General features: G+C 68.7%; 6 protein-coding genes and 1 pseudogene. All 7 read right to left on the reverse strand.

Annotated features, from left to right (window positions below):
* A partial coding sequence (lepB, locus tag VJS38_RS09665) for a signal peptidase I (protein WP_324087943.1) occupies positions 1-360 on the reverse strand: 360 nt, incomplete at its 3' end.
* 95 nt (positions 361-455) lie between these two features.
* Positions 456-869, reverse strand: coding sequence for a holo-ACP synthase (acpS, locus tag VJS38_RS09670; RefSeq protein WP_324087944.1), 414 nt, complete (start codon positions 867-869; stop codon positions 456-458).
* Positions 866-1,624, reverse strand: coding sequence for a pyridoxine 5'-phosphate synthase (locus tag VJS38_RS09675; RefSeq protein ID WP_324087945.1), 759 nt, complete (start codon positions 1,622-1,624; stop codon positions 866-868). Before VJS38_RS09675 ends, acpS begins: the two co-directional genes overlap by 4 nt.
* Positions 1,621-2,205, reverse strand: coding sequence for an orotate phosphoribosyltransferase (pyrE, locus tag VJS38_RS09680; RefSeq protein ID WP_324087947.1), 585 nt, complete (start codon positions 2,203-2,205; stop codon positions 1,621-1,623). The genes VJS38_RS09675 and pyrE overlap by 4 nt, the downstream gene beginning before the upstream one ends.
* Positions 2,206-2,406: 201 nt before the next feature.
* Positions 2,407-2,610: pseudogene (locus VJS38_RS09685) on the reverse strand (endonuclease domain-containing protein); the annotation flags it as partial.
* Positions 2,611-2,613: 3 nt separating this feature from the next.
* On the reverse strand, positions 2,614-4,836 hold the full coding sequence (locus tag VJS38_RS09690; protein ID WP_324087948.1) for a bifunctional (p)ppGpp synthetase/guanosine-3',5'-bis(diphosphate) 3'-pyrophosphohydrolase: 2,223 nt from the start codon (positions 4,834-4,836) through the stop codon (positions 2,614-2,616).
* 53 nt (positions 4,837-4,889) lie between these two features.
* The gene (gene rpoZ / locus VJS38_RS09695; protein ID WP_324087946.1) at positions 4,890-5,249 is read right to left on the reverse strand and encodes a DNA-directed RNA polymerase subunit omega; all 360 of its coding nucleotides are present in this window, start codon (positions 5,247-5,249) and stop codon (positions 4,890-4,892) included.
* Positions 5,250-5,465 lie beyond the last annotated feature (216 nt).

Here is a 5,465-nt window from a genome sequence, read left to right on the forward strand (position 1 = left end):
CAGGCCGACGATGCGCTTGATGTAATCGGTGCGGTTCAGGCCCTGGCCCTGGTCGCCGGGGTACTTGAACACCGCCACGTCGCCGCGCTCGGGCATGTGGAAGAAGATGCGGCCCGGGAACATCCCCATGGAGAACGGGAACGAGTGCTTGCTGTAGCCGTAGGAGTACTTGGAGACGAACAGGTAGTCGCCGACCAGCAGGGTCGGGATCATCGAGCCCGACGGGATGTTGAACGGCTCGATGGCGAAGGTTCGCACAACCAGTGCGATCAGGACGGCATAGACCACCGTGCGGATGGTTTCGCCCCAACCGCCGGCCTTTTCCTGTCCCCGCTTGCGACGCTCAACCACGTCCGTCATCGCTGTCCCAGTTTGCAAGAGCCGCGCGTATAGCAGGGCAGAAGCACAATGTCTCCCGCCCGGCCGTCGCATGGAAGGGGTGCAAATTGGTCATTTCAGGGCGAGCCGGCAGGCGCAGGCATGCCGGAAATGATCACGATCGCCTGGGCAAGTGGATATTCATCGGTCAGCGTAAGGTCGATTTGCGCGGTCAGGCCGGACGGCGTGATCTCCTGCAGACGAGCAAGCGCGCCACCGGTCAGGGCCATGGTCGGTCTGCCGCCGCGCAAATTCACCACCCCCATGTCGCGCCAGAACACGCCACGGCGCAGGCCGGTACCCAGCGCCTTGGCGCATGCCTCCTTGGCGGCGAAGCGCTTGGCGTAGCTGGCCGCCCGGTCGGTCTTGCGGTCCGAGCGGGCGCGCTCGATGTCGGTGTAGACGCGCTGGGTGAAGCGTTCGCCGAACCGCTGCAGGCTGTTCTCGATCCTGCGGATGTCCGAAAGGTCCGAGCCCAGGCCGATGATCATGCGGCCCTCGTTACCCGCGCTTCGTCCATCAGCGCGCGCATCCGCTGAATGGCGGGGCCGAGGCCGATGAAGATCGCCTCGCCGATCAGGAAGTGGCCGATGTTGAGCTCGACCACCTCGGGGATCGCCGCCACCGGTTTCACCGTCTCGTAGTCGATGCCGTGGCCGGCGTGGACCTCGAGCCCGAGGCGGGCGGCCTCGGCGGCGGCGGTCCTCAGCTGCTCGAGAAGGCGCGTCGCGTCAGCCGAGCGATGCCGAACGGCCTCGCAATAGGCGCCGGTGTGGAACTCGACCACCGCGGAGCCCGCGGCCTTGGCCGCGGCGACCTGCGCCAGGTCGGCGTCGATGAAGCAGGAGACGCGGACGCCAGCGGCGGCCAGCCGGCCGACGACCGGGGCGATACGAGCGAGGCCGCCGGCCACGTCGAGCCCGCCCTCGGTGGTCACCTCCTCGCGCCGCTCCGGCACCAGGCAGGCGGCGTGCGGCCGGTGGGCCAGCGCGATCGCCTCCATCTCGGCGGTCACCGCCATCTCCAGGTTCAGCGGCCGGCCGCGCTTCCTGGTGATGTCGGCCAGGGCGTCGATGTCGGCGTCGGAGATGTGCCGCCGGTCCTCGCGCAGGTGGGCGGTGACGCCGTCGGCCCCGGCCGCCAGGGCGATCTCCGCCGCGCGCACCGGATCGGGATAGCTCTCGCCCCGGGCGTTCCGCACGGTCGCCACGTGGTCGATGTTCACGCCGAGCCGGAGCTTGCTCATTTACTCAACCGCCGGCTTCCCGGGTCCTCGGTCGGGATCGCCGCGAGTTCCGGCGGCAGCTGGTCGGCGGGATAGGCCGGCACGTCGAGCCTCGCCAGCGCCACGAACGGCGCGCCCGGATCGGCCTTGCCGCCCGAGCGGTCGACGATGCAGGCGGCGACCACCACATCGCCGCCGGCCCTGCGGATCGCCTCGACGCATTCGCGCGACGAGAGCCCGGTGGTGACGATGTCCTCGACCATGGCCACCCGCGCGCCGGCAGGAATCTCGAAGGCCCGCCGCAGCTTGAACTCGCCGCCCTCGCGCTCGACGTAGACCGAGGGGACGCCCAGGTGCCGGGCGGTCTCGTAGCCCGGGATGATGCCGCCCACCGCCGGCGAGACGCAGATGTCCACCTCGCCCACCGCCTCGCGGATCTTCGCCGCCAGCGCCTTGCACAGCCGCTCGGTGCGCTCGGGATACTGGAAGACCAGGTTCTTCTGCAGGAAGACGCCCGAGTGCAGGCCGGACGATAGGATAAAGTGCCCTTCACGCAGGGCGCCTGCGCCACGAAACTCGTCGAGGACGTCTTCGGTGTTCATGAGGCGGAGATAGTCCGGAAACGGCCGCGGCGGAAGGGCGTCGCTGGCGACTCCTCTCCCCGCACGCGGGGAGAGGCCGGCTAATCCTCGACGCCCTCGCAGGCGTTGAGGATCGTCAAGCACACGCCGTCGAGGTTGGCGAGAACCTCGCCATTCCAGAACTTCAGCACGCGGAGGCATTAGGATGCGAGAAACGCCGTCCACCTCCACGACCAGCTTCGCCGCGGGGCAGTAGAAGTCGACGATGTACGGCCCCATCGGGACCTGCCGCATACATCGGAAGCCGCCCAACCTGCGATCGCGCAAAGCCCCCCAGAGCCGCGCCTCCGCCTGCGTGTCCTCCCGGCGCAGCGCCCGCGCACGCTCGACGGGCGTCCTGTCCCGAAGCGTCCGGACCTTCCCCACGGCTCAAGCCTTCGCCCGGTCCACCGTCTCGATGCTGGGATTTGCCCGCAGCGCCGCGGCGATGTGCGTCAGATGCCGGGCGTCGGTGACCTCGATGTCGAAGTCGACGTCGAAGAAGTCCTTCTGCCGGTGGTGCATTCTGAGGCCCACGATGTTGCCGCCGGACTCGCCGATGATGGTGCAGGCTTGGCCCAGCACGCCCGGCGCATCGCGGACCGTCGCCGTCAACCTGGCGCGGGCGATGGCGTTGCGCTCGGCCTCGGGCGTCCATTGCAGGTCGCGCCAAAGCTCCTCGCGGTCCTCGAACTCCGCCAGCCGCTCGCAGTCGATGGTGTGGACGGTGATCCCGCGCCCGTCGCCCTCCAGGATGCCGACGATGCGGTCGCCCGGCACCGGCGAGCAGCATTCGCCGAAGTGGATGCTGATTCCCGGCGTCAGCCCCCCGCCGCGCACATAGAGGCGCGCGCCCTTGCCCTCCTCGATGCGCCGCCGGGCCGAGGCGGCCTCGCGCTCGGTGACCTTCAGGCCAGGGAAGATGGCGTCCAGCACCTGCGGCGGCGTCACCCGGCCGCGGCCGACGCTTTCATAGAGCTCCTCCTCGCCCGCGGCGGCGAAACGGTCGAGGGCGGGACGCAGCGAGAGCTCCTTCAGCGACTTGCCGGCCGCCTCGAACGCCTGTTCGACGGTGACGCGGCCGAGCCGGGTGAACTCTTCCTTCTCGGTCTGGCGGATGTGCCGGCGGATCGCCGAGCGCGCCCGTCCAGTCACCGCCAAGGAGCGCCAATCAGGCGGCACCACCGGCTTGCCGCCGCGGATCACCTCGACCACGTCGCCGTTGACCAGCGTCGTGCGCAGCGGCTTCAGTTCGCCGTTGATCTTCACCCCGATGGTGGTGTCGCCGATGTTGGTGTGCACCGCATAGGCGAAGTCCAGCGGCATGGCTCCGCGCGGCAGGCTGACCAGCTGGCCCTTCGGCGTGAAGACGAAGACCTGGTCGAGGAACATCTCCAGCTTGGCGTGCTCGACTAGCTCCTCGGCGTCGCCGCCATGCTCCAGCACCTGGACGAGGTGGCGCAGGTTGACCAGCGGGTCGCGCCCGCCCGCCGCCTTCTGGTGCTCGACGTCGAAGCCGTAGGACTGGTCCTTGTAGCGCCAGTGGGCCGCCACCCCCTCCTCGGCCACCCGGTCCATCGCCTCGGTGCGGATCTGCATCTCGATGCGCATGCCCTTGGGCCCGACCACCGTGGTGTGCAGCGAGCGGTAGTTGTTGCGCTTGGGCGTGGAGATGAAGTCCTTGAACCGCTCCGGCACGCTGGGCCAGGCGCGGTGGATCACGCCCAGCGCCCGGTAACAGTCGTCCTCGGTGTCGACGATCACCCGGAAGGCGTAGATGTCGGAGAGCTGGGAGAAGCCGATCGACTTGCGCTGCAGCTTGCGCCAGATCGAGTAGGGATGCTTCTCGCGCCCGAAGACGCGCGCGGGAATGCCGGCGTTCTCCAGCCGCGACGCGATCTCGCCGGAGACCAGCGACACCGCCCCGCCCTGCTCGTGGCGCAGGGTCTCGAGCCGGCGGTGGATGGCGTCGCGCGCCACCGGATTGAGGTGGGAGAAGGCCAGCTCTTCCAGCTCGGTGCAGATCCGGTGCACGCCGATCGAGCGGGCGAGCGGGGCGTAGATGTCGAGCGTCTCGCGCGCGATCCGCTCCCGCTTGGCCGGGCTCTTGATGTACTGCAGCGTGCGCATGTTGTGCAGCCGGTCGGCCAGCTTGACCAGCAGCACCCGTACGTCCCGGCTGATCGCCAGGATGAATTTCCGAAGGTTCTCCGCCTGGCGCAGATGCTCGGATGAGAGCTCCAGCTTGGAGAGCTTGGTCACCCCCTCGACCAGCTCGCCGATCTCCGGCCCGAAGAGCTCGTCGATCTCCTTGCGGGTGACCGGGGTGTCCTCGATCACGTCGTGCAGCAGGGCGGTGACGATGGTGGCGGTGTCGAGGCGGTAGTCGGTGAGGATGCCCGCCACCTCGATCGGGTGGGCGAAATAGGGGTCGCCCGAGGCGCGCGTCTGGGCCCCGTGCATGCGCATGGCGTAGACGTAGGCGCGGTTCAGCAGCGCCTCGTCAGCGGTCGGATCGTAGGAGCGGACCTTCTCGATCAGCTCGAACTGGCGCAGGAACCGGGGCCGCTTGGCGGCGGCCGGGGCCGGCGGGTCCTTCAGGCCGTCCTTCAGCGCGGCGGCCGGTTCGACCGCCTCAATCGTCAGAGGGTCTGCGCCTTCTGGGCTCAGTACCGCTCCTCCTGACCGCCGTCGCGGTCGCTTTGCAGGGCGCGGACAAGCTCAAGCTCGCTCATCTGCATGTGTGTCGGATCCGCCAGCAGGGCCAGGGTCTCGGCCTCTTCCTCGGCTTCCGAGCGCTCGTCGACGCGCTGCAGGGTGCCGATCAGGTTCTCCCGCAGGTCGTCGGCGTCGACCACGTCGTCGGCGATTTCGCGCAGGGCGACCACGGGGTTCTTGTCGTTGTCGCGATCGACCAGGATCTGCGCGCCGGCCGAGACGGCGCGGGCGCGATGGGCCGCCAGCAGCACGAGGCTGAAGCGGTTGGGGACCTTCTCGATGCAATCTTCGACAGTGACGCGAGCCATGGAAACCTCAGGCGGAAGATAGAACGGTTGAAAATAGAGGGTCGGGTTCCATTGTGCAACGCCGCAGGCGCCGCAGTGTCGGTAGCACACGGTATGTCCGGTTTTCGTAGCAGACGATTTGTCCGGTTTGGCCTGAGGGGCCGGCCGGGGGATCGGGATGCGACCGGAGGTGCGCATGGCGCGCTATTTGGAGGCTTTGTCGAGGTATCGTGCTGG

This window comes from Phenylobacterium sp. (assembly GCF_035276905.1).
Classification (GTDB): Bacteria; Pseudomonadota; Alphaproteobacteria; order Caulobacterales; family Caulobacteraceae; genus Phenylobacterium.

What these genes read in the sequence shown, in the direction of transcription:
- pyrE (WP_324087947.1), bottom strand. Translation starts at nt 2,205, where the DNA reads ATGAACACCGAAGACGTCCTCGACGAGTTTCGTGGCGCAGGCGCCCTG.
- rpoZ (WP_324087946.1), bottom strand. Translation starts at nt 5,249, where the DNA reads ATGGCTCGCGTCACTGTCGAAGATTGCATCGAGAAGGTCCCCAACCGC.
- VJS38_RS09675 (WP_324087945.1), bottom strand. Translation starts at nt 1,624, where the DNA reads ATGAGCAAGCTCCGGCTCGGCGTGAACATCGACCACGTGGCGACCGTG.
- acpS (WP_324087944.1), bottom strand. Translation starts at nt 869, where the DNA reads ATGATCATCGGCCTGGGCTCGGACCTTTCGGACATCCGCAGGATCGAG.